The organism is Empedobacter sp. GD03739, assembly GCF_029843245.1.
GTDB lineage: Bacteria > Bacteroidota > Bacteroidia > Flavobacteriales > Weeksellaceae > Empedobacter > Empedobacter falsenii_B.
The window spans coordinates 19,168-45,868 of record NZ_JAOCHX010000001.1 but is presented as its reverse complement, the minus strand read 5'-3'; the positions used below and the strand labels follow the sequence as shown (position 1 = coordinate 45,868).

23 protein-coding genes are annotated in these 26,701 nt (G+C 30.9%); 15 read left to right on the top strand and 8 right to left on the bottom strand.

Annotation, left to right across the window (positions count from 1 at the left end):
• The first annotated feature begins 14 nt into the window (after positions 1-14).
• The 4 genes from mnmG to N5E64_RS00210 all read left to right on the top strand — a co-directional run bounded on the left by mnmG (position 15) and on the right by N5E64_RS00210 (position 4,151).
• Positions 15-1,886 (top strand): tRNA uridine-5-carboxymethylaminomethyl(34) synthesis enzyme MnmG, encoded by a 1,872-nt coding sequence (mnmG, locus tag N5E64_RS00225; protein WP_185144108.1) that lies wholly within the window; start codon positions 15-17, stop codon positions 1,884-1,886.
• Between the two features lies 1 nt (position 1,887).
• Positions 1,888-2,781 carry a bifunctional 2-polyprenyl-6-hydroxyphenol methylase/3-demethylubiquinol 3-O-methyltransferase UbiG gene (locus N5E64_RS00220; RefSeq protein WP_280035013.1) on the top strand — a complete coding sequence of 298 codons (894 nt, stop codon included), beginning with the start codon at positions 1,888-1,890 and terminating at the stop codon, positions 2,779-2,781.
• Between the two features lie 126 nt (positions 2,782-2,907).
• Positions 2,908-3,423, top strand: a complete 516-nt coding sequence (locus N5E64_RS00215; RefSeq protein ID WP_114998594.1) for a lipocalin family protein — start codon at positions 2,908-2,910, stop codon at positions 3,421-3,423.
• A 26-nt stretch (positions 3,424-3,449) separates the two neighbouring features.
• Positions 3,450-4,151, top strand: coding sequence for an OmpA family protein (locus tag N5E64_RS00210; RefSeq protein WP_280035011.1), 702 nt, complete (start codon positions 3,450-3,452; stop codon positions 4,149-4,151).
• 71 nt (positions 4,152-4,222) lie between these two features.
• Here the strand turns inward: N5E64_RS00210 and N5E64_RS00205 are convergent, their stop codons facing one another.
• The 4 genes from N5E64_RS00205 to N5E64_RS00190 all read right to left on the bottom strand — a co-directional run bounded on the left by N5E64_RS00205 (position 4,223) and on the right by N5E64_RS00190 (position 8,502).
• Positions 4,223-5,314, bottom strand: coding sequence for a hypothetical protein (locus N5E64_RS00205; RefSeq protein WP_280035010.1), 1,092 nt, complete (start codon positions 5,312-5,314; stop codon positions 4,223-4,225).
• Between the two features lie 152 nt (positions 5,315-5,466).
• On the bottom strand, positions 5,467-6,180 hold the full coding sequence (locus tag N5E64_RS00200; protein WP_280035008.1) for a pirin family protein: 714 nt from the start codon (positions 6,178-6,180) through the stop codon (positions 5,467-5,469).
• Positions 6,181-6,518: 338 nt separating this feature from the next.
• Positions 6,519-7,472 (bottom strand): 2-hydroxyacid dehydrogenase, encoded by a 954-nt coding sequence (locus N5E64_RS00195; protein WP_280035007.1) that lies wholly within the window; start codon positions 7,470-7,472, stop codon positions 6,519-6,521.
• 157 nt (positions 7,473-7,629) lie between these two features.
• Entirely contained in the window at positions 7,630-8,502 is an 873-nt protein-coding gene (locus tag N5E64_RS00190; RefSeq protein WP_125349113.1) for a diacylglycerol kinase family protein, read from the bottom strand.
• Positions 8,503-8,613: 111 nt separating this feature from the next.
• Between N5E64_RS00190 and N5E64_RS00185 the strand changes: the two genes are divergently transcribed.
• The 7 genes from N5E64_RS00185 (at position 8,614) to N5E64_RS00155 (ending at position 15,547) form a co-directional block, all read left to right on the top strand.
• Positions 8,614-9,042, top strand: coding sequence for a SufE family protein (locus tag N5E64_RS00185; RefSeq protein ID WP_280035006.1), 429 nt, complete (start codon positions 8,614-8,616; stop codon positions 9,040-9,042).
• A 29-nt stretch (positions 9,043-9,071) separates the two neighbouring features.
• Entirely contained in the window at positions 9,072-10,922 is a 1,851-nt protein-coding gene (locus N5E64_RS00180; RefSeq protein ID WP_280035005.1) for a monovalent cation:proton antiporter-2 (CPA2) family protein, read from the top strand.
• A complete protein-coding gene (locus N5E64_RS00175) occupies positions 10,903-11,907 on the top strand; it encodes a glycosyltransferase family 9 protein (protein WP_280035004.1) in 1,005 nt (334 codons plus the stop codon). The genes N5E64_RS00180 and N5E64_RS00175 overlap by 20 nt, the downstream gene beginning before the upstream one ends.
• Positions 11,908-11,964: 57 nt before the next feature.
• On the top strand, positions 11,965-13,017 hold the full coding sequence (locus tag N5E64_RS00170; protein ID WP_280035003.1) for an alkaline phosphatase family protein: 1,053 nt from the start codon (positions 11,965-11,967) through the stop codon (positions 13,015-13,017).
• A gap of 212 nt (positions 13,018-13,229) precedes the next feature.
• Complete coding sequence (locus N5E64_RS00165; protein WP_280035002.1) at positions 13,230-14,696, top strand: hypothetical protein; 1,467 nt, start codon at positions 13,230-13,232, stop codon at positions 14,694-14,696.
• 7 nt (positions 14,697-14,703) lie between these two features.
• A complete protein-coding gene (locus tag N5E64_RS00160; protein WP_280034999.1) occupies positions 14,704-15,120 on the top strand; it encodes a hypothetical protein in 417 nt (138 codons plus the stop codon).
• Positions 15,121-15,130: 10 nt separating this feature from the next.
• Positions 15,131-15,547, top strand: coding sequence for a hypothetical protein (locus N5E64_RS00155; protein WP_280034998.1), 417 nt, complete (start codon positions 15,131-15,133; stop codon positions 15,545-15,547).
• Between the two features lie 69 nt (positions 15,548-15,616).
• Here the strand turns inward: N5E64_RS00155 and N5E64_RS00150 are convergent, their stop codons facing one another.
• Together N5E64_RS00150 and rnr are read right to left on the bottom strand one after the other, a co-directional pair.
• Positions 15,617-16,300 carry a LysE family translocator gene (locus tag N5E64_RS00150; protein ID WP_125349109.1) on the bottom strand — a complete coding sequence of 228 codons (684 nt, stop codon included), beginning with the start codon at positions 16,298-16,300 and terminating at the stop codon, positions 15,617-15,619.
• Between the two features lie 41 nt (positions 16,301-16,341).
• Positions 16,342-18,501, bottom strand: coding sequence for a ribonuclease R (gene rnr, locus N5E64_RS00145; protein ID WP_280034994.1), 2,160 nt, complete (start codon positions 18,499-18,501; stop codon positions 16,342-16,344).
• A 278-nt stretch (positions 18,502-18,779) separates the two neighbouring features.
• On the opposite strand from rnr, the gene N5E64_RS00140 reads away from it, so the two are divergent.
• Positions 18,780-19,577, top strand: a complete 798-nt coding sequence (locus N5E64_RS00140; protein WP_280034993.1) for a glycosyltransferase family 25 protein — start codon at positions 18,780-18,782, stop codon at positions 19,575-19,577.
• Positions 19,578-19,710: 133 nt separating this feature from the next.
• On the opposite strand, the gene asnA is transcribed toward N5E64_RS00140, so the two are convergent.
• Both asnA and rpiB read right to left on the bottom strand, forming a co-directional pair.
• Complete coding sequence (gene asnA / locus N5E64_RS00135) at positions 19,711-20,715, bottom strand: aspartate--ammonia ligase (RefSeq protein WP_280034991.1); 1,005 nt, start codon at positions 20,713-20,715, stop codon at positions 19,711-19,713.
• Between the two features lie 232 nt (positions 20,716-20,947).
• Positions 20,948-21,388 (bottom strand): ribose 5-phosphate isomerase B, encoded by a 441-nt coding sequence (gene rpiB / locus N5E64_RS00130; RefSeq protein WP_038336192.1) that lies wholly within the window; start codon positions 21,386-21,388, stop codon positions 20,948-20,950.
• A 542-nt stretch (positions 21,389-21,930) separates the two neighbouring features.
• Here rpiB and N5E64_RS00125 point away from each other — a divergent pair.
• From N5E64_RS00125 to N5E64_RS00115, 3 genes are all read left to right on the top strand, one after another.
• Positions 21,931-23,121 (top strand): phosphoglycerate kinase, encoded by a 1,191-nt coding sequence (locus N5E64_RS00125; RefSeq protein ID WP_038336191.1) that lies wholly within the window; start codon positions 21,931-21,933, stop codon positions 23,119-23,121.
• A gap of 562 nt (positions 23,122-23,683) precedes the next feature.
• Positions 23,684-24,835, top strand: a complete 1,152-nt coding sequence (locus N5E64_RS00120) for an ABC transporter ATP-binding protein (RefSeq protein WP_280034989.1) — start codon at positions 23,684-23,686, stop codon at positions 24,833-24,835.
• 11 nt (positions 24,836-24,846) lie between these two features.
• Positions 24,847-26,592 (top strand): hypothetical protein, encoded by a 1,746-nt coding sequence (locus N5E64_RS00115; protein WP_280034988.1) that lies wholly within the window; start codon positions 24,847-24,849, stop codon positions 26,590-26,592.
• Positions 26,593-26,701 lie beyond the last annotated feature (109 nt).

Here is a 26,701-nt window from a genome sequence, read left to right as displayed (position 1 = left end):
AGTTTACAAATCAAATGATATTTCAATCAGAATATGATGTAATTGTAGTTGGTGGTGGTCACGCAGGTGCAGAAGCAACAGCGGCAGCAGCAAATTTAGGAGCAAAAACGCTTCTTGTTACAATGAACTTACAAACAATCGGGCAAATGTCTTGTAATCCTGCTATGGGTGGAATTGCGAAAGGACAAATTGTTCGCGAGATTGACGCTTTAGGTGGATACTCTGGTATTATTACCGACAAAACTGCGATTCAATTCAAGATGTTGAATCAATCAAAAGGTCCAGCAATGTGGTCGCCTCGTGCGCAATCAGATCGTATGCGTTTTGCAGAAGAATGGCGTTTATCTTTAGAGAGAACAGAGAATGTTGACTTCTTTCAAGATATGGTTAAAAATTTAATCATTGAAAATGGTAAAGTTTGTGGAGTAATTACAGCGATGGGAATGAAAATTCGTTCAAAATCTGTTGTTCTTACAAATGGTACTTTCTTGAATGGTTTGATTCATATTGGAGAAAAACAATTTGGAGGTGGACGCATGGGAGAATCTGCTGCTTTTGGAATTACGGAACAATTGGTTGATTTAGGTTTCGAAGCTGGAAGAATGAAAACAGGAACTCCTCCTCGTGTAGATGGTCGTTCTATCGATTATACGAAAATGGTTGAACAACCAGGTGATGAAAATCCTTCAAAATTCTCATATACAAATACACAAAAATTAACAAAACAACGTTCTTGTTGGATTACTTATACGAATCAAGAAGTTCACGATTTATTGCGCGAAGGTTTTGATCGTTCTCCAATGTTTAACGGAACAATTAAATCAACAGGACCAAGATATTGTCCATCTATCGAAGATAAAATTAATCGTTTTGCAGACAAAGATCGTCATCAGATTTTTGCTGAACCGGAAGGTTGGCACACGATGGAATTCTACATAAATGGATTCTCAACATCTTTGCCAGATGATATTCAAGCAAGAGCTTTACGTTCTGTTCCTGGTTTTGAAAATGCAAAAATTTTGCGTCCTGGATATGCCATCGAATACGATTATTTTCCACCAACACAATTAAAACATACCTTAGAAACGAAGCTAATTGATAACTTATATTGCGCTGGTCAAATTAACGGAACAACAGGTTATGAAGAAGCTGCTTCTCAAGGTTTAATGGCGGGTATTAATGCTGTGTTGAAAATTCAAGGAAAAGATCCATTTATCTTAAATCGTAACGAAGCATATATAGGAGTTTTAATCGACGATTTAATTACAAAAGGTACAGAAGAACCTTATCGTATGTTTACGTCTCGTGCTGAATATCGTATTCTATTGAGACAAGATAATGCGGATGAACGTTTGACAAGAAAAAGTTTTGAACTTGGTTTAGCCTCAGAAGATCGTTTGAGAAGAATGGAAGAAAAATTTGACAAAGCTGAAAAACTAGTCAATTATTTCGAAGAGAATTCAATCAAGCCACAAGAGATAAATGATGTAATTGAAGAGCGCGAAGGAACACCTTTGAAACAACCAAACAAAATGATTTCGGTTATTTCTCGTCCTGAATTAAAGCTTTCTGATTTCACAAAATTGAATCGTGTGAAAGAGTTTATTGAAACGAATGAATACGATCAAGAAGAATTAGAGCAAACAGAAATTCAGATCAAATACAAAGGCTATATTAAGAAAGAACAACAGAATGCAGATAAATTGCATCGTTTGGAAAATCTAAAAATTCCAGCTGATATAGATTATCATGTTTTTGGTTCGATGTCAATAGAAGCTCGTCAAAAATTAACAAAAATAAAACCTGCAACGGTAGCACAAGCATCAAGAATTAGTGGTGTATCGCCAGCAGATATAAGTGTATTATTAATTTACATGGGAAGATAATATGGAAAATGTTCCACGTGAAACATCTCAAGAAAATCCTTCAAAAGAAGGATTTTCTGGTATTAAGAAATTAGATTTAAAAGATTATTTTTTAACAGGAGAAAAGTTCGAGATTTACGAAGATTCAGAAACCGAAGTTTTGTACACTCTCCCCCAGCCTATCGAAAATTTAGGAAAGTATTACGAAAGTAAAAATTACATTTCCCATACCGATGGAAAGAAATCAATTTTCGAACGTTTTTATCAAATGGCAAAATCAATCAATCTAAATAATAAATTAGAATTGATTAATAAAGTTGGAAATGGTAAAAAGATTCTAGATTATGGTTGCGGCGTTGGAGATTTTTTAGAACATCTACAAAAAAATGGGTATGATGTTTTGGGAATGGAACCAAATGATTCGGCACGAAAAATTGCACAATCTAAAATTGGAAACGAAAAAGTTACTTCTACAGAATTAGAACATAATGATCAAAAATTTGATATCATCACGTTGTGGCATGTTTTGGAACATATCCCTAATTTAAATGAGATTATTGGAGAATTAAAAAATCATTTAACGGATAATGGAGTATTAATAATTGCCGTTCCCAATCATCAATCATATGATGCTAAATATTATGGTAAATATTGGGCAGCTTATGATGTACCAAGACATCTTTGGCACTTCTCTGATAAAAGTATGAGTAATTTACTTAGTAACTTTGGTATGAAAATTGATAAGATTAGTCCAATGAAACTTGACGCATTTTATGTGAGTTTACTTTCAGAGAAATACAAGGGAAATAAATTTGGTTACTTTAATGCAATAAAAGTTGCTTTAAAGTCAAATTATTTAGCTAAAAATAATGGACAGTATTCATCTTTAATCTATATTATTAAAGCTGAAAATTAAAATAAGCGTTTTTAAAGAATGATTATCTAATCAGATGTATTAGAAGTCGTTTTTTTTCTAAAACTTTATTAAATCTAATTTATAGAAGCCGTTTTTTAAGATTAATAATAGATAAAATAAATAGCTATGAAAAAAAGTATTTTATTATTTGGGATATGCGCTTCAGCATTTTTAACTTCTTGTGCATCTACAACCGTTGCAAAACAAGAAATACAAACAGGTAAAGAAGTGAGAGGTGCATGGACTTTGACAAATGTAGACTACCAAGGTTTAACAACCAACGAGGTACAAGGTAATGTAAAAGTTACTGATGCAGTTGCGAAAGTTTTTGACACAGCAAACCCAGAATGTTATGAAGGTTCTACATGGAACTTAGTTCAAAACAACAAAAAAGGAACATATACATTTAATAACGCTGGCGGAGATTGCCCTTCAGGAACAGCAAATATTATTTGGGATTTACAACAAGATGGTTCTACAACTTACTTTATCTTCAAAGATGTTACAGGAATCAAAGCGAAACAAAATACAGCAGGATATAAAATGCGTGTAGATTATGTTGATGCAAATTCAATGAAATTGGTACAAGATATCAATGCAAACGGAAAAATTGCTCAAGTGATTTATAACTTCGTACGTTAATCAACAATTTAAAAAACTTAGAAATTATGAAAAAAATAAATACTAAAATAGCTGCGATTGTATTAGGAGGTTCATTTATGATGTCTTCTTGTACAGCTGTACAAAATGCAAATAATACACAAAAAGGTGCTGGTATTGGTGCTGTTGCTGGTGGTGTTATTGGAGGAATCTTAGGTAATAATATCGGTAAAGGTGGTAACACTGCTTTAGGTGCTGTAATCGGAGCTGCTGTTGGTGGAGCTGCTGGTGGTGTTATTGGTAACAATATGGATAAACAAGCGCAAAAAATTGAGCAAGTTTTACCAGGTGCAGAAGTTGTAAGAACTGAAGAAGGAATTAACTTAATTTTAGATGAAAACTCTAAAGTTACTTTTGATTACAACAAAGCTTCTTTAACTGCTGTTGCTAAATCTAATTTAGATAAATTAGTAGAAGTTTTCAACGAATATCCTGATACAGATTTATTAATCGTTGGACATACTGATAACGTAGGTTCTCAAAATTATAACTTACCATTATCTCAAAAACGTGCACAATCTGTAAAAGATTATTTAATTTCGAAAGGAATTGCATCTTCTCGTCTAACATCTACTGGAAAAGGTATAGAAGAGCCAATTGCTGATAATACAACTGCAGAAGGACGTGCTCAAAACCGTCGTGTAGAGATTGCGATTACAGCAAATGCAAAAATGAAAGCGGACGCTGCTAAAGAAGCAAACGGACAATAATTCATTTCAATATAAAACAAGAAAAGCGTTCAGATTTTGAACGCTTTTTTTTATATTTAATAAGTTTACGATTATTTAAAATTAACCACAAACCATTTATTATTGATCTTTTCTAAAGTCACTTGATATATCTTAGATGATTGGTCTTTTAAATTTGCATTCACTTCAACCAATGCAACTTTTTCATCTGCATCTAACACTTTTGCATCATTAATTGTTGCTTGCTCTAAATTCTTAATTGATTCATCAGAAGAAAATTTTTGGAAAGTATTCCATTCGCCACTTCTTGTCAACGCAAAAGCACCAGAATAATTTTTCTTTGATAAATTTGTCATAAAACGATTCGAAAGAGATTTTACCATTCCAGCTTCTTTACTTACATGTGCAGGCGTACTTTCAACCAAAAGAGAATCTACAACCTCAGCAGCACCAACTAAATTCAACGGAACTTTTATCGCTTTACGATTCGTTAAATATCGTTCAGAATTCGGAATTCGAACCAAAATATCTAATCGATCACTCTTAATTTTAGAAGCATCTAATGACGAATATTTAATATTAATTGTATTTTTTCTGTACAAATCATCCATAGAATTTGGATCAATTGTAGAACGAAATGTGTACACAATACTACCTGAATTAAACACTTCTATCGTTGCCGTTACAGCTTTATCCAACTGAATTTCCTCTCCTTGTGCATTGTAGAAAAAAGGAGAAATTGAGATTCCTGTATCATCTTGTTTTAAACTAAAATCGAAACGTTGTACATTAGAAGTCGGTTCAGCAGGCGTTTCTACAGTTTCAATTGCACCTGATTTTGGAATTCCATTCACCAAAGGAACTTGATTTCTATTCCATGTAAATTTATTTTGTAACGCGACTTTTTCAGCAATATCAAAAACCTCATCTACCGTTTTTCCATCTAACAACGTACGCACAATTCCCCAACGCGATTCATTATCCATTGATTGACTTGTGTTATACTCGAAAATAATCTGTAAAGCTTCCTTAAATTTATCTTGTTGCATAACAGGCAAAGCCTTCGAAATTTTGTCTACCGTTTCACTAAAAGTTTGCGCAGATGTAGAATCAATTTCAATGTTATCATTTTTACAACTGATAATCATTAAAGCGAAAGAGGCAATGATGAATAAACGTTTCATATAGTATAGATTAATACGTTTTGAGTTAAAGTTTTATAAGCAGTAAATATACTAAATACTTGTGTTGATAATGGTATTTTTTAACAAAAAAAAGCAAATTCCATTTCTGAAATCTGCTCTATATATAAAACAACTAAAACTTGAAAAAAATTCTAAATATCCATAGGAACTTCGATTAACATCAAGCGAGAATCTTTTGCTACATTAAACGAAAACTCGTTTGTATCTTTAATCTCGATGACATCTCTTCGTCCTAATTTGTTTCCATCAAATTCAACTTCTCCTTCCACAACCATAAAGAAAACGCCATTTCCTTCTTTTTGTACTTTGTATATTTCTTGTTTATCTTCTGTATAATTTCCTAAAAAAATCCATGCATCTTGATGAATCCAAACTCCTTGATCATCTGCATTTGGAGAAAGAACTTGATATAATTCATTTTCTTTTGCTACTTCACGAACAGAAATTTGTTGATAACGAGGCTCAACATTCATTTTATTTGGAATAATCCAAATCTGAAAAAAATGTCCTTCTTGGTTTTCATAAGCATTCATTTCACTATGAAAAACTCCCGTACCAGCGCTCATTACTTGTACATCCCCAGACTCAATTACAGAACCAGTTCCCATTGAATCTTCGTGAGAAATTCCTCCTTTTGTAGGAATTGTAATAATCTCCATATTATCATGAGGATGTTTTCCAAATCCCATTCCTCCGGTAATTATATCATCATTTACGACACGCAAAGCTCCAAAATGAATACGAGCTGGATCGTAATAATTTGCAAAACTGTAAGAATGTTTAGAGTCTAACCACCCATGATTTCCTCCACCTCTTGATTCTGATTTAAATATTTGGTAATTCATAGTAATTTATTTTTATACAAATTTAGGGTGCAAAAAAAACTTATCTATTGACATGTGATAAGTTATCAATTAACACACCTAGAAGATGAATAAAACTTTTTTTAAATTATTAACAAAATGTTAAAAATAATTTATATTTTAGCATTCAGTTAACACATGAGACATATATATGCTATCAATTTCAGGCGAATCAACATTTAATGTTATACTTTGGATTCTACTCCAAATCGTTCTTGTTATTATAGTAGCAGTTATTTTGTATAAAGTTTACAAAAAACTTACAAAATGAAAAAAGGTTCCGAAGTTTCGGAACCTTTTTAGTTTATATCAATTAATCATTACTGATTATTCTTCCAATCAATTATTTTATCACGAATAAACTCTGCTAATTTCACTTTACTTTGATGCGTCCAACCTGCAATATGTGGCGCCAAAACAACATTATCTGCTTGAATTAAATACTGAAATTCTTCTGGTAAATCAGATGCAACTAATTTCTCAAAACTCGATTTTTCAAATTCTAAAACATCTAAAGCTACTCCTAAAATTTTTCCTGTTTTCATTGCTTCAACCAAATCTTTTGTCACAACAGATTTACCACGCGCTGTATTCACAAAATAAAATGTTTTTTTAAAGTTAGAAATAAATTCTGCATTAATCATTTGCATCGTTTCTGGTGTTTGCGGCGTATGTAAACTTACAACATCAGCTTGTTCAAAAATTTCTTCTAACGAAACTTGCTTCGCAAATTCATTTCCTTTATTTGGCAAAATATCATAACAAATCACATTAACTTCAAAACCCTGCAAACGTCTCGCAAAAGCATTTCCCATATTTCCATAACCAATAATTCCAACCGTTTTTCCCTTCAATTCATCACCACGATTTTCTTCACGTTTCCAAATTCCATTACGAACTTCGTTATCAGCTCTGCGCAAATGATGCATCAACATCAACAACATACCAATCGCATGTTCACCAACAGAATCTCGGTTTCCTTCGGGAGAATTGAATAAAACAATGTTATTTTCGGCTGCAAACTCTTCGTCAATATTCTCCAAGCCTGCCCCTACTCTACCAATAAACTTTAAATTCGTTGCTTTTGCTAAAAAATCTTTATCAATTGGAAATCTACTCCTTACAATCATTCCATCATATTCATTGATCTTTTGTTCGATGATTTCTTTGGGCGAAGTATAATCTTCATCAACAATAAAACCTACTTCGCGAAGTCCATTATTCAGACATTCATGATTAGAATCGATTGCTAAAATTTTATAAGGCGTATTCATTGCAAAAATTTTAATCAAAGTTACAACGAATGCGAAGATTAATAAATAAATTGATGATGAAATTGGTTACAAACAAATCGTTTATAACTACGTTAATAACATTTTAATTGATTGAAAATGTACAATTTATATTGTTAATTAAATAGATAATTAAGGTTTAAAAAATGATTTTTAAAGCATTTGGTAATACCTTAACTTTTACTTGAAGTGAATCGGTTTTATGAATCTCTCCATCAAGCTGATACGTAATCGGATTATGATCTAAACTTTCAATCTTAAATTTCTTAACTTTTCGATACTTTGCTTTGTTCAAAAAATCAATCTTTTTGGCTAAAACCAATACCGAAAAATAAAACTGCTCGAAAACATCTAAATCTTCTATCATCAATAAATCCAATTCACCATCAGACAAATCAGCTTTGGGTGTAAAAGAGATCCCATAACCAGCAATGTTAGAATTAGAACAGAAAAGATAATAAAAACTCTTCTCGATAATTACATCATCTATATAAAGACGAAACAATTTCGATTTATAATTCAACAAGGTTTTCACAGAAGCATCAACATATCCAGTAATCGTACGCTTTTGATTCTCTTCATACGTTTTGATGACTTCTGCATCAATCCCAAAACCTAAATTGCTAAAAAAATACTTGTCCTCTACTCTACCAACATCAATTTTGTGAATAGCATTTGATTTGATAATTTCAATCGCTTTGTTAGCATCTTTCGGAATATTAAGATTTGTTGCCAAACCATTTCCAGATCCAGCAGGAATTATTCCCAACGGAATATTTTTTTTCACCAAAGCACTCGCCACTTCATTGATTGTCCCATCACCACCGCATGCAACAATAACATCCGAATTTTCTGCAATCGCCTCCTTCACCAATTCTTTTGCATGAAATTGATAAGCAGTTTCTTTCAAAACAATTTCGTCTGAAGAATCAAATTTTGATTGTAAAAAATCGAGCGAAATATCGTGTTTTGCGTTTCCAGAATTTGGATTAACAATGAAAGTGTACTTCATTTTTTGGGAATTGAAATTTATCAAAACACAAAAATAAGAAATCTAAAAGAATCAAGCTATTTAACGTCTTTTTTTGAGGAAAAACTATCAAAAACTTTCTAACTTTGTCATATGAAAATTAAAGAAATTCAAAACGAAATAGTAGACGAATTCTCATTTTTTGATGATTGGGAACAACGCTACGAATATTTGATCGAGTTAGGAAAAAGCTTAAATAATTTACCAGAAGAAGCAAAAACAGATGATAAAATCATAAAAGGTTGTCAATCTTCTGTTTGGTTAGATGCAGAATTGGACGGTGATACAATCGAATTTAAAGCTGATTCTAATGCTATTTTACCAAAAGGAATTGCGGCATTATTGGTGAGAATGTACAATCATCAAACGCCAAAAGATATTTTAGAATCGGATACAGATTTTATCAACGAAATTGGTTTATCAGAATTTTTATCTCCAACACGTGCAAACGGATTATTGGCGATGATAAAACAATTCAAATTTTATGCAATTGCATTTCAATCAAAACAAAATAATAGTTAGACGCATCATCTAATCAACCTTATAAAATAATGAACGACTTTTTAGGCCAAGCATTTATTTTTCTTTTTTCCGCTGTAATCTGCGTTCCTATTTCCAAAAAATTAGGAATGGGTTCGGTTTTGGGTTACTTAATCGCTGGAGTTTTAATTGGACCTTATGTGCTGAAATTTGTTGGCAATGACGGAACAGACATTATGCACGCCACAGAATTTGGTGTAGTAATGATGCTTTTTTTGGTCGGATTAGAACTTGATCCAAAGGAATTCTGGAAGATGAAAAATAAAATCATCAACCTTGGTGGAATGCAAGTTTTGGGGACGATAATTATTGCAACTTTAGTCGGAATGTTTGCCTTGAAAATGGATTTTTCTTTGGCTGTTTCTATAGCTTTTGCAATAACCATGTCTTCAACAGCCATTATTATGCAAACACTTAGCGAAAAAGGATTGACCAAAACAAGCATAGGTAAATCGACTTTTTCAGTCTTGTTGTATCAAGATATTATGGTAATTCCGATCTTAGCAATTATTCCACTTTTAGTTGGAGATTCCTTGATTCAGTCCATTGGAGATGATTCTAAAAGTTTGTTAGTTGGTGGACCAGCGTTCATGAAAACCTTGGTTATTCTTGGTGCAATTACATTTATTTATGTGATTGCAATATACATTATTACACCTTATTTCAAGTATGTTGGACAATTACAAGTTCGAGAAATTTACACCGCTTCTGCCCTACTTTTAGTCATTGGAGTTTCAATTTTGATGCAAAAAGTTGGAATTTCTCCTGCCTTGGGAGCATTTATTGCTGGTGTTGTTTTGGCGAATAACGAATATAAACATCAATTAGAAAGTGACATTGAGCCATTCAAATCATTATTATTAGGAATCTTTTTTATTGCTGTTGGATCAACGATTAACTTCAAATTAATTGCAGATAAACCTTTTATGATTCTTGGATTAACATTTGGAATAATGTTAATAAAATCATTGGTTTTATGGTTTATTGGAATCAAACATAAATTTGATTTTGATCAAAAATGGTTGTTCATTTTGCTTTTATCACAAGTCGGAGAATTTGCTTTCGTTATCTTATCATTGACTCGAAATTTAGATATTCTAAACAAAGAATGGTACGATTTGATGTTAGCTACAACAGCGATAACAATGGTAATAACACCATTACTTTTAGTCTTAAATGAAAAATTAATTCTAAAATATTTTGGTGTAAAAACAAAAGTAAAAACAATCATTGAAAACGATAAAATAAATCCACATTCAGCAGAAGGTGAAATAATTATTGCTGGTTTTGGTGATTTTGGAAACACAATTAGTCGTGTCTTGAAAAGCACTGGAATAAAATCGATTGTTTTGGTTAATGATAGTGAGCGTGTAGAGAAAATGCGCAAGCAGGGTTTTAATGTTTTTTATGGCGATGCAACAAATGTTAACTTACTAAAATCGGCTGGTGCTGAACATGCAAAATATTTTGTAGCTGCTTTGGATCCGCCAGAAATTAATCAAAAATTAGTTTATATTGTTCGTAAAAACTTTCCGAATCTCGAAATTATTGTTCGTGCAAAGAATCGTAGTTATGCATATAATTATCTGAAAGATGGTTTAAACGAAGTGTATCGCGAAAACTTTTTCTCGTCAGTTTACGTAGGAAGACAAATCTTGATGAAATATGGTTTTTCGTATGAAGAAGCATCAAAAGTTGGAGAAATTTTTATAAAAAGTGACCGAAAATCGTTACGTAAAATTGCGAAACATGCCGAAAATTCAGATCAATATTTTGAAGCCTCAAAATTAGAATTCGAAAAACAAATGAAAATGGTTGCAAAAGAAATTAACAATAGACATAATGAAGAAAGCGAATCATAAAAAATTATTGGTTTTACGTTTCTCTGCGTTAGGTGATGTCACAATGATTGCTCCTGTTTTACAAGAGTTTATTGAGCAAAATCCTAATATCGAAGTCTATGTTGCTTCCCGCCCTTTTATGGGAAATATTTTCAAGCAATTTCCTCAAATTAAATTCATTTCGGTTGATTTGAACAAAGACTACAAAAGCTTTTTTAGTTTGTTCAAATTATACAAAGAATTAAAACAATATAATTTTGATTATGTAGCTGATTTTCATAATGTAATCCGATCAAAAGTAATTACAACTTTATTCAAACTTAACGGAACAAAAACGGCCACTTTAGACAAAGGTCGTACAGAGAAAAGAGCTTTAGTCAATCAAGAAAATCGCGTTTTTAAGCAATTAAAATTAACAACTGAACGCTATGCTGATGTTTTACGTCAACTTGGTTTTAACGTCAATTTAAAGCATAAAATCGAACCAAAATCGATTAAGGAACCAAAATCAATTGGAATTGCTCCTTTTGCAGCCTTCACAAGTAAAATGTATCCAATCGAAAAGATGAAAATCGTAGCGACGAAATTAGCTAAAAATGGGTACAAAATTTATTTATTTGGCGGTGGAAAAGCTGAAATTGATGAATTAAAAACATGGGAAAATTTCAATCCAAACATCAAATCTTTAGCTGGAACAATCTCTTTTGAAGAAGAATTACAAGCTATTGCCAAATTAGAAGTAATGATTTCGATGGATAGCGCAAATATGCATTTAGCCTCGTTGATGGGAACACGCACAATTTCTATTTGGGGTGGAACGCATCCATTTGCTGGATTTTTAGGTTATGGACAATCTATGAATGATGTGATACAAGACGAAACGATGAAAATTCGTCCAACTTCTATCTTTGGAAAAGATCCAAAAAAGTTTCAAAATTATGATTATTTTCAAAATTTGAGTGCCGAAGATGTTTATCAACAAATCGTCAATAAATTAGAAAAATAATACTTTTAAAAGCATCATATCGATGCTTTTCCTATTTTTATAAGAAATTATAATCACATGAAGTATACATTTCTTATTCTTGCCTTATTCTCAAATTTTTTATTTGCTCAAGAACCGAAAGTTATTTTGGTTACGTTGGATGGTGTTCGTTGGAAAGAAGTTTTCCGTGGAGTTGAAAAATCAATTTTAAATAATAAAAAATACAACTCACTTATTGTTCAAACTAATGAAAAATATTGGACAGAAGATTCTATAAAACGCCGCGAATTATTGATGCCATTTACATGGAAAACGATTAAAGAAAAAGGAGTTATTTTAGGAAATCGTGATGAACAAAACTTTGTTAATTTGACCAACAAAAGATTATGGTCTTATCCTGGATACAACGAAATTATTACAGGAAAAGCTGATGATGAGCGAATTAAAAATAACAAAGATATTCCGAATCCTAATGTTTCAGTTTTTGAAATTGCAAATCAACAAAAGAATTTAAACAATAAGGTAATGGCTTTTGGAAGCTGGAGAATGTATACAAATATTTTCAATCAAGAACGTTCTAAATTGTTTGTAAATGCTGGATATCAAGATAGTTTTAATCAAAACAAATCTGAACGAGAATTGCTTATCGAACGTTTTCAATTAGAAACACCAAAACAATGGTGGGCAACAAGATTTGATATTTTTACGCACGAATTTGCGTTAGAAGCGATGAAAAATCAAAAGCCAAAATTACTTTTTATTGGTTATGGAGAAGCTGATGATTACGGACATGATGAAGATTACGATCAATATATTACTTCAATAAATCGCAATGATAGAATGATTGAGGAATTATGGAATTATGTACAAAGCGATCCATTCTATAAAGATCAAACAACTATTATTGTAACAACTGATCACGGACGTGGAAATGGAAAACAATGGCCAGAACATTATGATGAAATTCCTGGATCAGACGAAGGTTTTATTTTGATGATTGGAAATGGGATTAATCCTAAAAAATTCAAACAGAAACAAACTTATCTCAATCAAATTGCCTCTACAATTGCTGATTTGATGAAAGTAAAAACATGGAATTATAAGGATTCTGGGAAGTCGTTATTGAAGTAAGATTTGTCTGCTTTGGATATGCTGTTTCAACGGTAAAATGCGCGTTACAAAGTATTCCTAATTGTAGAATTATTTATCTAAAACGGCACTGCTTTAAAATCAATAATTTAACTCATTTCAAAAAGGTGTATAATTAACATTATGTTAAGTTAGATTTATTTGGTTTTCTTATAATTTATTGTATTTTAGTGCATTATTAAACACTAAAATTTATGAATAAACACCCTCTAAAGTACCTACTGATGTTTATTTTTTGTTTGTTTGTCATTAGCAGTTGTACAACTGATGATCAACTAATTGAAACAACACAGAGAAAAGAAGAAAAAAACACATTTGTTACTTTTTCCCAATCTTCAAGTATTCGAGGGAAAAGCAGTAAGTCTACTATTGATTACGCAAACGGTTTTGCTGTTTTATTACAAAAGTATGACAGTATTCACAAGACTAATATTTCTGGTCTTGTGAACACTACTAACATTGTCGAACATAAAAAGAATTCTCGACAAAATATTATTATAGAAAGTAGAGATTTTTATATTGAAAATCGATTACATTCACAAACAATTTTTGAGGAAAATGGAGACATTTGGGTAATGTACCCTAAAATTAAGAATAATTCTGTTGAAGATTTATTAATAGCAAGTTATACCGATAACGGAACCAATGTATTTTTCCGTTATGTAAAAAAAGATAGTGAATTGTACGTTAAGAATGTTAAATTATTTCAAGAAAAATTTGACAGACAAATTAATCATTCCATTAACAATAAATCTAATAGTGATTTATGTGGCTATGGTGATGATGTATGTGAATTAGATGATGTTATTATCATAGGTGGTGGTGGTTCAAGTGGTGGTTGTGTTGGTTGTCAAACAAACCCTCCTGTGAATCCAGGTGGAGGATGTGATCAATTTGTAGATTGTATATATAATGATATTGGCGGTAGCGGTGGTGGAGGTCTTCCCCCTATGCTTAATCCTTGTTTAGAACTTCTAATAAATAATTTAACAGCAAAAGATTATCTAGAAAACCCTGAAGTAAAGGAAATTCTAAATAAATTAAAAGAAGGACTACCTTTAGATGAGAAAGAAAAATATTTCATATTTGCAAAATATAATAAATCTGGACTTATTAAAACTAGTCCTATTATTGAGGGAAATGTTGGTAATACTGGTAATATAAGTGTTGGTCAAAGTGATACATATAACATATTAGGCGGAGTCCATAGTCATACAAAAGGGTATTACGCGACACCTTCGCCTGGAGATTTTTATACTTTATCTGGTGCAAATATGAACAGTCCTAGTTTTTCTTTTTGGTACACGACTTCCTTTAATGGAGATGTTTATGTTTTATCTATAATTAATTATCATAATTTCATTAGATTTCAGCAGAATTTTCCTAAAGACACATATTTAAATGGTTCAGGATGGAAAGAAGGCACCTCTGTATATAGAGACTATACTGATGCTTATAATAATTTTCTTGCTAATGGAAAATCAGATGATGAAGCTTATTTTTTAGCAATGAGTTTTGTCGCTAATAAACATAATATGGGTGTTGGGATTAGTAAACAAGACAGTGAAGGAAACTTTAACTCCACTTTTGTTAATGAATCAAAAGAGCAAGGAAGTGGAAAAAGTGAATTTTCCGAATCAGAAAATTGTAATTTAAAATAACAAAAATATGAAAACATTATATAAAAAAACCTTTTTGCTAATAGTCTTACTTATGAGTATTATTAGCTTTTCTCAACAAAAACAATTAGACACTTTAAACTATATAAAGCAGTTTGAAACTAACAAAGCGAGTTATATAGGTAAACCTTTTTCTGTTTTACTAAATGACATGAAGAAAATAAAACCAAAAACTGTTTGGTTTACACCACTTCCTAATAAAAATAATGTAAAAAACTCTCAATTTAAATTTGCAGATAAAGAGAATAGTTTTAGAAGGCCAATTACATTATTAATTACTTGGAAAGATTTTATTCCTTATAGTGATGTGAAATATTTGTATCTAAAAAATAAATTTTATTTTACAGAGGAAGAAAAAGAATTTTATGGAGATAAAATAATACAAGATATTTTTGTTTACAAATAATTTTTCTGTTTTGAAATACTTAAAATTAATCATATTATTATTTTCATTGCAAACAATAAGTGCACAAGAAACAGATACCTTAGCCTATGTCAAACAATTTGAAATTAATAAAACGAATTATATAGGAAAACCTTTTTCTGTTTTATTAAATGATATGAATAAAATTAAAATACAAACGGTAACACCTTCTAGTAGTGGTAAATCTATAAAACATTTTGTTGCAAGTCGTTTTAAATTTGAATTACCTCAGAATTCATTTAAAGATAATATAGTTCTTATGGTCATAGAATGGAAAGGGGAATTGCCAAAAAGTGATATAAAATACTATAATGATCGTAGTAAAGATATTTTTACATCTGAAGAGAAAAATTATTACAGTAATAAAATTATAAGAAATATTATTGTATATAAAGAAGTTGATGATTAAACCCTTACTATAACACCTTTTATGTTAAGTAAAAACTCCCATCAAAAAATTTGATGGGAGTTTATATTTCTAACTTGTTTGTTCTTGATTAATGAGCTGATTCTCTATCTTTTGATCAATTTCTTTAAAGAATCCGAAACCTTTTAAGATAATGATTAATCCAAAGACTAAAAGACAAATACCAACTCCTTTTCGCACCATAAATACTTTTTGATCGGTAAAACGTTTTTGAAGTTTTCCTGCCAAAAATATTTTTCCCAAATCGATTACAAAATAGGTGGTCAAAACAACTCCCATGTAAAGCATAAAATCGCTTGGATTTGGATATTGGATCATAATTGAAGAGACAATTACAAACCAAAAAACAATGACACCAATATTCAACAAATTCATGATGAATCCATTGATAAACGTTCTCAAATAATTGTTGCTTACAAATCCTGCTTCGCCTTCTATATGTAGCTTTGGTTTAGAGAAATACATGAAAATTCCGTAAATCAATACAAAGAAACCTGCAATGATATAAATGCGGTAAAACTTTGGATGATTGGTCACATAATCTGTAAAATCTTTACTTCCGTAATAGGCTGCTGCAATACACAAAATATCAGCTGCAATAACTCCCAAATCTAGGACTACAGCGGTTTTCCAACTTCTACGCAAACTGGTTTCAATAAGTAAGAAAAATACAGGTCCAATAAGAATTGTACTTAACAAAAAACCTATTAGTATGGCCGAAAATATTATTTCCATAACATAATTAAGGTCTGCAAGATAAGTCTAAAATATGAAAATTAAGCATCAACTAATTCAAAATCTAATTGCTTCTTGATTAAATCAGCATTTAAAACTTTGATTCTAACCGGACTTCCTAACTGATATTTAACACGTGTGCGTTTACCTATTAAAGCATGATTTTTTTCGTCAAAAACAAAATGATCACCTTTCATAGCACGAGAACGAATCAAACCTTCGCAACGCGTTTCTGGAATTTCAACAAAGATTCCATAATCTTGTACACCTGTAATAAAAGCATCAAAAGTTTCGCCAACAAATTGCTCCATATATTTTACTTGCATATATTTGATTGACTCTCGTTCTGCTTCTGCAGCAATTTTTTCGCGAGATGAACAATGTTTTGCTTTGTCTTCGTAAACAGCCGCTGCAGGAGATTTTTTACCATCTAAATAATCTTGCAACAAACGGTGCGCAATCATATCTGGATAACGACGAATTGGCGATGTAAAATGCGTGTAGTAATCGAACGCTAAACCGTAATGTCCTATATTCTCTGTTGTATATTTTGCTTTCGCCATTGTTCGCATTGCCAAAGTTTCAACCATATTTTCTTCTGGTTTTCCTTTCACTTCTGCTAACAACTTATTCATAGAATTGATAGTTGTTTTACGATCTCCAATCTCTAATTCATACCCAAATTGGCGAATAAAATTCTTTAAGTCTAATAATTTATCTGGATTTGGATCATCGTGAACACGATAAATATAAGTGTTCGCATTCTCTTTTCCATGTTTATCTAAACTAATGAATTCAGAAACTTTTTTGTTACATAATAACATGAATTCTTCAATCAATTTATTCGAATCTTTCGAAATTTTGAAGAAAATTCCTTGCGGATTATGCGTTTGATCTAAATCGAATTTTACTTCAACTTTATCAAAATTAACCGCTCCATATTTCATACGCTTTTGACGCATTGTTTTTGCTAAACGATCTAAAGTCAAAATTTCATCTTTAAAATCTCCATCTTTTCCTTCGATAATTTCTTGCGCTTCTTCATAAGTAAAACGTCTGTCCGAATGCGTTACTGTCCGACCAAACCATGTTTTTACAATCTTCGCATTATCATCCATTTCAAAAACTCCCGAAAACGTATATTTATCTTCGTTTGGACGCAAAGAACACGCAACATTCGACAACACTTCTGGCAACATTGGCACTACTCTATCCACCAAATAAACAGAAGTTGCACGCTTGTATGCTTCTTGCTCGATCAACGAACCTGGACGAACATAATGCGTAACATCAGCAATGTGAACACCAATTTCCCAGTTACCGTTCTCTAATTTTCGTATTGATAAAGCATCATCAAAATCTTTTGCATCTTTCGGATCGATTGTAAATGTCGTTATATTTCGCATATCTCTACGACGAGCTGCCTCGGCTTCATCTATCGAAGTATCCAACTGATTTGCTTCTTCTTCAACTTCCTCTGGAAATTGAGCTGGCAAATCGTATTCTAACAAAATTGCATGAATTTCTACATCCGTATCGTCTGGACTACCCAAAATTTGCGTGATTTCACCAAATGGTGAATTAGATCCTTCTGGCCAGTTTGTTAATCGAACCACAACTTTTTCTCCTGGTTGAGCATTTTTAATTTTCTCTTTCGGAATAAAGAAATCGTGGTTACCATTTTGCATCGTTACAAAACCAAAATTTCCATTCTTTCCTAACTCGAAAATTCCTGTAAATTCAGTTTTATTACGCTCGATAATTTCTACAATTTCTCCTTCTGCTCTCGATTGATTGGCATGTTTTTTTGGATAAACATATACGCGAACCGTATCGCCCATTAAAGCATTTCGCGTTTTTCCTTTTTGTACAAAGACATCTTGTTCAAGACCATCAATCATAATATAAGCGCTTCCCGAAGAAGTCAAATCCGCAATCCCAACCATATAATCATTGGTTGCATTGATTTTGTATTTTCCTCTTTCTACTTCAGAAATCTTTTTGTCAGCTAATAAAACATTCAAATTCTTAATCAATAATTCTGTATCAATTCGATTTGTTAGGTTTAAAGCTGCTGCAATTTGTTTATAATTTAAAGGTTTATTCGGATTTTGAAATAAAACTTCGATGATAGACTTCGTAAACTTTGTTATGTTTTTGTCTTTTTTCGCCTTTGTATTTTTAAAATTTCTTCTTGGCATAATTTGTTTTCTGTCAAATCTCTTCTTGTTTTTTAGAGATTTATTTTAAAATAGTTAATAAATAAACATCTTAATTATTTGATTATCAAATTATTTTTAATAACTATTAATAAGATGTTAATAAACAACATAACCACTGCAAAGGTAATATATCCTTTTTCTAAAATAACAATTTACAGCCAATTCTATGTTATGGAAAGGATAAGATTACTTGTAACGTTTTGATTTATTGCGAAAATTGAGCCAAAAAAACTATTTTTGCATTGATAATTAATTGAATGAAAACTAAACCATTATACCAAACCTACTTGATTAACCTTGATCGAGCTACGGATCGGCTTGAATTGATGCAAAAAGAATTCGAAAAATGTGAGATTACTTACGAAAGAATTTCTGCTGTAGATGCCAAAACTTTGGATTCGTCAACCTATAAAGTAAAAAATAAATATGACCGCGATTTAGTTCCTGGAGAAATTGGTTGTTATTTGAGTCATGTGAAAACGCTAGAAACTTTTTTGGCTTCTGAAAATGATTTTGCTTTAATTATAGAAGATGATGCTATTTTGGTTAATGATTTTAAATCTGCTGTAGAAAAAGCAATGAATCAATATAATGATTTAAAAGTAAAAGATCATTGGGATGTTTTGAAGTTGTTTAATGGAAAACGAAAACATATCAAAATAGCTGATGTTGACCAAAAATATATAATTGCAGCTTGTGGAACGAGTATTCCAATCACAACAATTGCAGCCATTTGGACAAGAAAAGCAGCAGAAAAATTTCTAAATAAAATTAAAACGCCGCTTCCTACAATTCAACGTCCTATTGATTGTGATTTACAGCATGCTTGGGAATTTGATTTGAGAATTTACAACCTTCTTCCATCGCTTGTTAAACCAGCTCCAGTAGAAACGCAAATTCAGATTGATCGCAGTTTAAGAAAGTCTAAATTTCCTCGACAAATTCAATACGAATTGAATCGATTATTTCCTAAATATTTCTATTTGATTAATCATCATGGTTTCAAAAAATTCTATGATAGTTTTATTTCGAAGAAAAACGAACGTATTTCTTAATCAACAATTATAAAACATATTAAATATCTGAATTAAAACAAATTAACAGCCTTTATCAACAGTTATAAACATTGTTAATTTCTATATAAAATACAAAAATAGCAGTTTCAAGACTTTGAAACTGCTTTTTCATTTATAATAATTCGATGCTTTCTTCTTTTAATTTTTCTTTTACTTTTCCGTCCCAAATACTTGCTTGTACTTCACCAATATGTCGAGATTTCAACATAAACATACACATACGAGATTGTCCAATTCCACCTCCAATAGATTCTGTTAACTTGTCATCTAACAACATCGAGTGAAATAATAAATTTTTACGATCCGAAAAATCTCTAATTTCTAATTGTTTGGTCAAAGCTTTTTTATCCACACGAATTCCCATCGAAGATAACTCGAAAGCAGATTCTAAAACAGGGTTCCAAACTAAAATATCACCATTAAGACCTCTAAAACCAGCACTGTTTTCTGTACTCCAATCATCATAATCAGCGGCACGTGCATCGTGTAATTCACCATTACTCAATTCTCCTCCAATTCCGTAAATAAAAACAGCTCCAAATTCTTTACAAATTGCATTTTCACGTTGTTTCGGCGTAAATGTTGGATACTTTTGTAATAAATCTTCAGACGAAATAAATGTAATTTGTTCTGGTAAAACAGCTTTCAATTGCGGATATTTTGCTTCTACATTTTGCTCAGTTTGTTTAATAACTTCATAAATCGATTTTACTGTCGAAAAAAGATAATCCAATTGGCGATCTTGTGGAACAATTACTTTTTCCCAATCCCACTGATCAACATAAATAGAATGAATTGGAGAATAATCTTCGTCTGGACGCAAAGCGCGCATATCTGTTATAATTCCTTCGCCTGGTTCTATTTCTAATTCTTTCAAACGGATACGTTTCCATTTTGCTAAAGAATGTACAACCACCGCATTTTTATCATTCAAAGATTTTATAGGGAACTTTACAGGTCTTTCGATACTATTCAAATCATCATTAATACCCGTTCCATCCAATACTACCAATGGTCCAGAAACTGGAATAATGTTTAATTCTTTTTGTAATCCTTTCGAAAATTCTTCTTTTACAAAAGAGATTGCTTGTTCTCTACGTAATAATGCTCTGCTCATCTTTTAATCTTTAAATAATTTGTTTTTTTTACTGATGTAAAAGTAGAACAGCTACAATAAATAAATTTACTATTGACTTAAATTGGTTTAAAAATATTTAATTTTAAATATAAAATATTATTTATACTTAACTATTTAAACTTTATAATAGTTTTAAATTTAATTTTTAAAATATAAATCGGTAAACTCTAACGAATTGACCGATTTTATATCTTATAATAGATGTATAAAATTATCCGTTGTATGAACAAGCAATTTTATCTACGCGTCCTTGGTGACGACCACCTTCAAATTCTGTTGCTAAAAATGTATTCACAATTTCTTCTGCATATTCATACGCAATAAAGCGTGCAGGTAAAGTTAACACATTTGCATTATTGTGTTGACGAGCTAACTTGGCAATATCCATCATCCAACATAATGCAGCACGAATTCCTTGGTGTTTATTTGCAGTCATTGTAACGCCTTGCGCACTACCACAAATCAAAATTCCGAAATCTGCTTTTCCATCTTCCACAGCTTGTGCCGTTGGGTGTGCAAAATCAGGGTAATCAACACTCGCTGTTGAGAACGTACCAAAATCCTCAACCTCAAATCCTTGACTTGTTAAAAAGGGTACTAATTTCTCCTTATAATCGAACCCAGCATGGTCCGCTCCGATTGCAATTTTCATTTAATTAACAGGTGTTTTTGTTGTTTTTGTTTAAATAATTGTAAATCAAATGTTAAGTAAAAGTAACAACTTGTTAAAAGATGATTGAATAAAACTAATAACTTTTCGAGAGAAAAATTTGGAAATCTGATTCAAAAAATCAATTAGAAATAAATCAATACAAGTCAAGTAAAAGTTTTCATTTTGGCATAAAAGATTTACACACCGTTATGAATAGTTTTCACAAAACTTCTTTTTAACAAAAGTTGTTTATCAACCAAAATGATAAATTGTTGATAGAATATCTAACTCTTTCATTACAAAACAAAATTACAAATAATAGCTTGTTAATTGCTATTAAATAAAATTTATCTCACTTTAGTTATCCACATATTAACAGTGCTAATAATAGTAACATTTTTTTCTTTTTTTAAAATTTAAAAATTAATTAAACTATATATATTATTATGAATTGTTAATAGTTGAAAATTGTATTGAATGATTTTAAGTCTCAAAATGAAAGTTTGATTACTTTTGTGTAGTTCAAAATTTCAAATCAAAATATGAAAACAATCAACGACTACAATTTCGAAAACAAGAAAGCATTGATTCGTGTTGACTTCAATGTTCCGCAAGACGAAAATTTAAATGTGACAGATGATACACGTATTAGAGCTGCAAAACCAACGATTGACAAAATATTGAAAGATGGTGGCGCTGTTGTATTAATGAGTCATTTGGGACGTCCTAAAGGCGAATTCAATGATAAATATTCATTAAAACATATTGCATCAAAAGTTTCAGAAATTCTTGGTGTTGATGTGATCGTTGCGAATGATGTTATTGGCGATGATGCGAAACAAAAAGTTAGTAATCTAAAATCAGGCCAAGTTTTATTATTGGAGAATGTTCGTTTCCATAATGAGGAAGAAGCTGGAGATAAAGATTTTGCTAAAGCATTGGCTCAATTTGGAGATATTTATGTGAATGACGCTTTCGGAACAGCACACCGCGCACATGCTTCGACTGCAATTATTGCCGAATTTTTTCCAGAAAATAAATGTTTTGGTTTGTTAATGGAACAAGAATTAACAGCTATTAACAAAGTGTTATCAGACGGAGAAAAACCTGTAACAGCGGTACTTGGAGGTGCTAAAGTATCTTCTAAAATTACGATTATCAACAATATTTTACCAGTTATTGATAACTTGATTATTGGTGGTGGAATGACGTATACATTTGTAAAAGCAAATGGCGGAAAAATCGGAAATTCGTTGGTAGAAGATGATAAATTAGATTTAGCGAAAGAAATTTTGGCTGAATGTGAAAAACATAACGTAAAAGTTTATTTACCAGTTGACAATGTAATTGCTGATAATTTTAGTAATGATGCAAATACTCAAACAGTTTCTTCTGATCAAATTCCAGATGGTTGGATGGGAATGGATGTTGGTGTAAAATCGTCAAAAGTTTTTGCAGATGTAATTAACAATTCGAAAACAATTCTTTGGAATGGTCCTTTAGGTGTTTTTGAAATGTTAAATTTTGCAAAAGGAACTATCGCTTTAGGTGATGCAATTGCTGAAGCTACTGCAAACGGCGCTTTTTCACTTGTTGGTGGTGGAGATTCTGTTGCATTCGTAAAACAATTTGGTTACGACGACAAAGTGAGCTACGTTTCTACAGGAGGTGGAGCTATGTTAGAGTCTTTAGAAGGTAAAGAATTACCAGGAGTTGCCGCAATTTTAAAATAAGAAAGGGAAAAAAATACTTAAAATAGTAGAAAAATTAAGTCGAGCATTTGCTCGACTTTTTTTGTCTTAATTGTTGAGTTGAATTTATTTCAACTTCTCATCTTAATGATTAGGTTCTTCACTTTACTGTGGTTTCGTTTAGAATGACATTTTTTTTAGCATTAAATTTTCTGCCATTCCGACGTTAGGAGGAATCTCAATGATTCTAAAATTGTTAATAGTAATCACTTGTTATTTAATAAATTAACTGCTTTTCAACTGAGTTATAAAAAGAATGTTTACAGCTTGATTAATTACTCATATTGTTAATAGTAAACTATTCAAAATAAATGAATTAAGAAGTTATGAATAGACTTTATTAAAACTTGTGAATAATGATGAATTTAGAACTAAATTGATTTAATAAAGTTAAAATTGTTAATTATAAAACATTTATAAATAATGAATTAAAAAGTAATTAAGATAGTTTATTAAAAATTGTTGAAACTGAAATCTCCCTACAATTAGCCATTTTATTTATAGAAAAGGATTGTTATATTCGTAATGATTTAATAATCAATCTATGAATGAATTTAACCAACGACTAAACGAAGTAGAAAATCATTTGCAGCACAATGATCTCGATTTGGGTTATCGTCGATTAATTGATTGTGTGTTGGATTTGGGTGAGAAATCTTTTTACAAAGAGATTATCTCCTATTCGAATCTTTATTACAACGAGAATTCTACGAACGAAAATAAAACAACGCAAGCTTTACAATTGGTGGAAAAGTTGAAACAAGCTCCTCCTCCGCCCTTTCAAAAAGAAGAAACATTGATATCAACCAACAATGTTGAAAAAGTTTATCATCGTCGAAATTTTAAACTTCATCCCATTACTTTTGATTTGAAATCACGAGAAGTTGTTGGATTAGTTGGAGAAAATGGAAATGGAAAAACGACTTTATTACGTTTAATTTGTGGTGAATTGAAACCAACTTCTGGCGAAATAATTTATCATTTTTCTAAAGCAAAAACATTTAGTTTCGAGCTGAAAACAAAATTAGTTTATGTGCCGCAACGAATAGAAGTTTTATATGGTTCGTTGATGGAAAATCTGCAATTTACCTTGACATGTTATGATATTTACAACGAAGAAAATTGGTTATTAGCGAATGTTATGTTGGCGCGTTTGGGGCTTTGGCCTTACAAGGATTTGCAATGGCGACAATTGTCGTCTGGTTATAAAATGCGATTCGAGTTGGCGCGAACGTTATTGCGTCGTCCAAAAGTCTTGTTATTAGACGAACCTTTGGCGAATTTGGATATTTTGGCGCAACAAATTATTCTCGAAGATTTGAAATTTTTATCGCAATCTATTCGCAATCCTTTTGGTGTTATTTTGAGTTCTCAACAATTGTACGAAGTTGAAAAAGTATCGACAGAAGTTCTCTTTTTAGAGCAAGGAAAGCTTAAAATACAAGGAGATACAAATGATTTGGAAGGTGATTTTACGATTGTTGAAATTGATGTTGAAAACACAAAAGAAGAGTTATTAACAGCTTTATCTAACATCGAAATTAAACAGATAAAATTCAATGGAGGATCATATATCGCATATTTTGATGATGAAATTTCGATGAATATGATTTTGTCCGAAATCGGAAAATCATTATTGAAAGTAAAATACATTCGAGATATTTCGAAATCAAGTCGTCGCTTTTTTGTCAATTAAAACCACCAACTATGTTCAAAAAAATAAATCAAACTTTAATTACCAAATATCCATTGATTTGGAATCTGAAATTTATTTGGATTTTGTTGACGGTTTTAGTTTTCAACTTGATTGCATTTATCAATGGTTTTTTGTTTTTTACTAAAAAATCTCAACTGCAAGAAACTGGACTTTACGAAGTATTTTTCAACTCAGGAATTGCAATTTATTATCTATTAATTGGTGTCATTATTTGCGTTATTTGGCTGTATTTCTATATTAAAAATAATCGTTTCAAATCAAATTACCCTACCTCAAGAAATTATTTGTTCAAAGAATTTTTAGCCGTTTTCGTCATTATATTTTTGATGTTTTATGTACCAAATTCGTTCAAAACTGGTCTTAAATTACGTGTTTCAAATTATATGAGCGAAGAACAATATTTGAAAGATATCGATATTATAAATAGAACGCAAGGTTTTACGTTGCAACCAAATTTTGGATACGATAATTATTCGAGAAATTTGTCTGTTCCAGCTTTTGATTCGTTGGTTTTGGAAAAAGAAACAAGAGAATTATATGAAAAAAATAAGAGAGAATATTTAAGAAAAAATCCAACATACTCATATGATGCTTTTTTGGATCCGTATTTCAGAAATCCTGAATTTGAAACCTTATTAAGAGATTATTTTCCGGAGCGATTTAGTTATTCTAAAATTAATTTTAATCAAACGTATCAACCTCTAAAAAAGAATAATTCATCTACAGATTCATTTCAAGAAGAAATGGACTATCCTACTACAGCAGCTGTAGATTCAACTTATGCTGTTGTCGATTCTGCTGCAGTATCATTAAATTCTGCTGGAAAACCAGATGTTTATTACAACTTAGCAAGTTTGTATAATTATAGTTTTTTGGTTTTTAACAATCCGAAAGATTCTACTTTAAATCATCAATTTTATGATGAACAATGGATTGCTTTGTTGCAAAAAAATGATCGAAAAGTAATTGAAAATTTATTGAATAATTATACCGATTTATTAAAAAAGCAAGAAATTGGTTATCAGTTCAAACATAAAAATTGGATTGATTATTTGCCTCAATATCCATATTATTTCATTGATCATAAATTGAATTATATTGATCCTTATCAAACTGTAGATAAAAAACTGAATGATTATATCAACCAATCAAGTTTAAACAAAGTGTATGAAAATATTGAGTTTTCGAAATATAGTTCCACTTGGTTAGAACATATTCAGTATTATTTACTAATCGCTTTAGTTATTACCGTTCTTATCATTACATTCAGATTTAGTTCGTTCAAAGTTTGGTTAATTTCATTAATTGGCGCAGGAATTTTGGCAATTTTAGGAAGCGTTTTCGGAATTTCTATCGATGCGAGTATTGGTTATACACAATTCACACCTTATATTATTTTATTTGTTTTTTACATTGCATTTATAGTGATTACACTAATTGGCTTACGTTCCAAAAAATATAAAGTTTTGACAGGTGTTAATCTTAATTGGTTTGTTGCGACCAATATTTTTATTGGAATTGTGATGCTTAGTTTTTACACAGATTTGCGTGAAGAAATGTTATATGAAGCAAATAAACATATGAATATTTATGAGTTTAGACAAACAAATAAAGAATTATTGATGTTACAAGAATTTGCAAAAATTTTTCTTTACATCAATCCAATTTTATATTTAATAAGTTTTTATTTCATCATTAATCTTTATAAAAAATGGCAAGCAATGCCAGAAGAATAAAAAAAGAAAAGCGAGCCGATTTAGCTCGCTTTTCACTTGATAATTGAATGAAAATGAATTTTAAAAACTACTTTAAAAAAACTTACTTATGAAATAAAATAACACATTG

Excerpts from the sequence above, each read along its gene's own strand:
- mnmG (WP_185144108.1), top strand. The coding sequence starts at position 15 with ATGATATTTCAATCAGAATATGATGTAATTGTAGTTGGTGGTGGTCAC.
- N5E64_RS00220 (WP_280035013.1), top strand. The coding sequence starts at position 1,888 with ATGGAAAATGTTCCACGTGAAACATCTCAAGAAAATCCTTCAAAAGAA.
- N5E64_RS00215 (WP_114998594.1), top strand. The coding sequence starts at position 2,908 with ATGAAAAAAAGTATTTTATTATTTGGGATATGCGCTTCAGCATTTTTA.
- N5E64_RS00210 (WP_280035011.1), top strand. The coding sequence starts at position 3,450 with ATGAAAAAAATAAATACTAAAATAGCTGCGATTGTATTAGGAGGTTCA.
- N5E64_RS00205 (WP_280035010.1), bottom strand. The coding sequence starts at position 5,314 with ATGAAACGTTTATTCATCATTGCCTCTTTCGCTTTAATGATTATCAGT.
- N5E64_RS00200 (WP_280035008.1), bottom strand. The coding sequence starts at position 6,180 with ATGAATTACCAAATATTTAAATCAGAATCAAGAGGTGGAGGAAATCAT.
- N5E64_RS00195 (WP_280035007.1), bottom strand. The coding sequence starts at position 7,472 with ATGAATACGCCTTATAAAATTTTAGCAATCGATTCTAATCATGAATGT.
- N5E64_RS00190 (WP_125349113.1), bottom strand. The coding sequence starts at position 8,502 with ATGAAGTACACTTTCATTGTTAATCCAAATTCTGGAAACGCAAAACAC.
- N5E64_RS00185 (WP_280035006.1), top strand. The coding sequence starts at position 8,614 with ATGAAAATTAAAGAAATTCAAAACGAAATAGTAGACGAATTCTCATTT.
- N5E64_RS00180 (WP_280035005.1), top strand. The coding sequence starts at position 9,072 with ATGAACGACTTTTTAGGCCAAGCATTTATTTTTCTTTTTTCCGCTGTA.
- N5E64_RS00175 (WP_280035004.1), top strand. The coding sequence starts at position 10,903 with ATGAAGAAAGCGAATCATAAAAAATTATTGGTTTTACGTTTCTCTGCG.
- N5E64_RS00170 (WP_280035003.1), top strand. The coding sequence starts at position 11,965 with ATGAAGTATACATTTCTTATTCTTGCCTTATTCTCAAATTTTTTATTT.
- N5E64_RS00165 (WP_280035002.1), top strand. The coding sequence starts at position 13,230 with ATGAATAAACACCCTCTAAAGTACCTACTGATGTTTATTTTTTGTTTG.
- N5E64_RS00160 (WP_280034999.1), top strand. The coding sequence starts at position 14,704 with ATGAAAACATTATATAAAAAAACCTTTTTGCTAATAGTCTTACTTATG.
- N5E64_RS00150 (WP_125349109.1), bottom strand. The coding sequence starts at position 16,300 with ATGGAAATAATATTTTCGGCCATACTAATAGGTTTTTTGTTAAGTACA.
- rnr (WP_280034994.1), bottom strand. The coding sequence starts at position 18,501 with ATGCCAAGAAGAAATTTTAAAAATACAAAGGCGAAAAAAGACAAAAAC.
- N5E64_RS00140 (WP_280034993.1), top strand. The coding sequence starts at position 18,780 with ATGAAAACTAAACCATTATACCAAACCTACTTGATTAACCTTGATCGA.
- asnA (WP_280034991.1), bottom strand. The coding sequence starts at position 20,715 with ATGAGCAGAGCATTATTACGTAGAGAACAAGCAATCTCTTTTGTAAAA.
- rpiB (WP_038336192.1), bottom strand. The coding sequence starts at position 21,388 with ATGAAAATTGCAATCGGAGCGGACCATGCTGGGTTCGATTATAAGGAG.
- N5E64_RS00125 (WP_038336191.1), top strand. The coding sequence starts at position 21,931 with ATGAAAACAATCAACGACTACAATTTCGAAAACAAGAAAGCATTGATT.
- N5E64_RS00120 (WP_280034989.1), top strand. The coding sequence starts at position 23,684 with ATGAATGAATTTAACCAACGACTAAACGAAGTAGAAAATCATTTGCAG.
- N5E64_RS00115 (WP_280034988.1), top strand. The coding sequence starts at position 24,847 with ATGTTCAAAAAAATAAATCAAACTTTAATTACCAAATATCCATTGATT.